The 1,995-nt window shown below is 32.2% G+C and carries 2 protein-coding genes; one reads left to right on the top strand and one right to left on the bottom strand.

Annotation, left to right across the window (positions count from 1 at the left end):
- A partial coding sequence (locus MUW74_RS03940; protein WP_243553086.1) for a DUF4277 domain-containing protein occupies positions 1 to 540 on the bottom strand: 540 nt, incomplete at its 3' end.
- 538 nt (positions 541 to 1,078) lie between these two features.
- Between MUW74_RS03940 and MUW74_RS03935 the strand changes: the two genes are divergently transcribed.
- On the top strand, positions 1,079 to 1,807 hold the full coding sequence (locus MUW74_RS03935) for an ankyrin repeat domain-containing protein (RefSeq protein ID WP_243519021.1): 729 nt from the start codon (positions 1,079 to 1,081) through the stop codon (positions 1,805 to 1,807).
- The last annotated feature ends 188 nt before the right edge of the window (positions 1,808 to 1,995 follow it).

Genomic DNA, 1,995 nt, shown 5'->3' with positions numbered 1-1,995 from the left:
ATGTCCATGAGCTGGAATGGGGGTTACAGGAAGATTTATCCGATCATTGTTAGGATAAACAGTTGGTGAAGAGACGTTTGGTACAACATCGTTATTAGCTGTATTATTATTTTCATACGCCCCATAGAGGCTTAGGGTAGTAGTATCAAGATAGACAGATCTACCTAAAAGTTTATATTTTAGTGCTATAGATAGGGATATCTCTGAAAAAAGTTTTGTTATCCCATATTCATGTATAGCATCTAAACAACGTCCTAAGGAATCATCATTAAAGTCTGATGCTGTAACGTTCTCACCTAGTAGTTTACTAACTGGTTTATTGGCAAGAAATCTGGGAAAGAGGTAGAGTCGGTCATTCATGAAACCTAATCCATTGAGTATCATAGCCGATACACGTTGGCCATGGCTTGTTTTTGCCCCATAAGACAGGGGAAGATGTTTATCTATTTCTTTGGCTATACCTAATTTATCAATCGTAGCGGCTACCAGACCTAAATGATCCAAAACAGTACTACCAGAAAGATTGTGGCGATCAAACATAGAATAAATCTATAATAAGCTAGGAGGAAGACTGAAAGTAAATATAGCCAAAAGAAATATAAGAAAACTTAAACGCTGATGCTAAAGATTAAAACAAAATTAAATAAGATTTTTAATTAAAATCTTGGGAACTGACACAGTTTACTGAACACTTCCAAATCTTGTGCGGAATGTCGGATGTAACTGTGCTATTTTCTTCTTACGTATACTAATTGTGCACTTCTTAACCCCTAAGATAGATAAAAAAACTTGTAAAATAATTTATACAGTTAAAATAGATTAATGTATGACATTAACTTGCATTTGTATATTCTTTTTTATATGAATTTGCCTTATATTATGCAAATCTTTCGCAATCAAATAAAATTAACAATTAAACTATTTAACAATTAAACTATGCTTATCTAATATAGTCATATAAATTTAAGTTGTATGTACGTATAACGCATAAATCCATATTGCCATCTGTTAGAAAATGGCATAATCCACCAAATAAATACATACCCTAACGTTTACTAAATCAAAAAAACATATGTTAATGCATGCAAAAGATGATGATGAGAATACTTTCCTGCATTGGGCAGCAGTCACTAATGATATAGATCACCTTAAAAAACTGCTTAAGATTGAAGGAATTAACGTGAATGCAAAAAATAAATATGGCGATACCTCCTTGCATTTTGCAGCCTGTGAAGGTAATGTAGAACACACTCAATTGTTATTGACAATAAAAGAAATGAATATCAATATTAAAAATAAGGATGGTGATACTGCACTGCATTTGGCAGTATGTGCAAATCATTTAAAAACTGTTCAAGTATTATTGGACCAACCTTTTATTAACGTAAATAGTAAAGGTAAAGATGGCTTAACGCCTCTTCATTTAGCAACCAATAACGGGCATATAGAAGCAGTTAAACTATTATTGAATACAATAGGTATTGATATAAACGCCAGAGATAAAGATGATAATACGCCCTTACATTTAGCGGCATACGGTGGAAAAATAGAAGTAGTACAACTGCTACTAGAGCATAAACATTTAAATATCAATGCAAAAAATAAATATAGTAGTACTGCGTTGCATTTAGCGACTTGTCAGGCGCACTTAGAAGTATCTAAAATATTGCTTAAAGCAAAAGGTATTGATGTACGCATTAAAAATCAATATAACCAAACGCCTGTTGATATAGCCAAATGGTCTTTTTACCATGAATATGTTGATCAGTTACGCCAGTCATATGCATGTGAACGGTATGCACTATAAAATACAAAACATGACCTTTTAAATACCGCCAAGGTGATCATAAAGTATTTAGTTGTTAAGCAAACGTTTACAGAAGCAAATTTCTTATTTTTAATCTAACCACATTCAATAAATTCATGAAATACATCAATCTACTAAGGGGAGCTTTTGCTATTCAAATTAGATTAATCATCTATGGTATGTTGTTT

This window comes from Candidatus Cardinium sp. cBcalN2 (genome assembly GCF_022810445.1).
GTDB lineage: Bacteria > Bacteroidota > Bacteroidia > Cytophagales > Amoebophilaceae > Cardinium.
This window is presented reverse-complemented; position numbering and strand designations above follow the sequence as displayed.

What these genes read in the sequence shown, in the direction of transcription:
- MUW74_RS03935 (WP_243519021.1), top strand. Translation starts at nt 1,079, where the DNA reads ATGCATGCAAAAGATGATGATGAGAATACTTTCCTGCATTGGGCAGCA.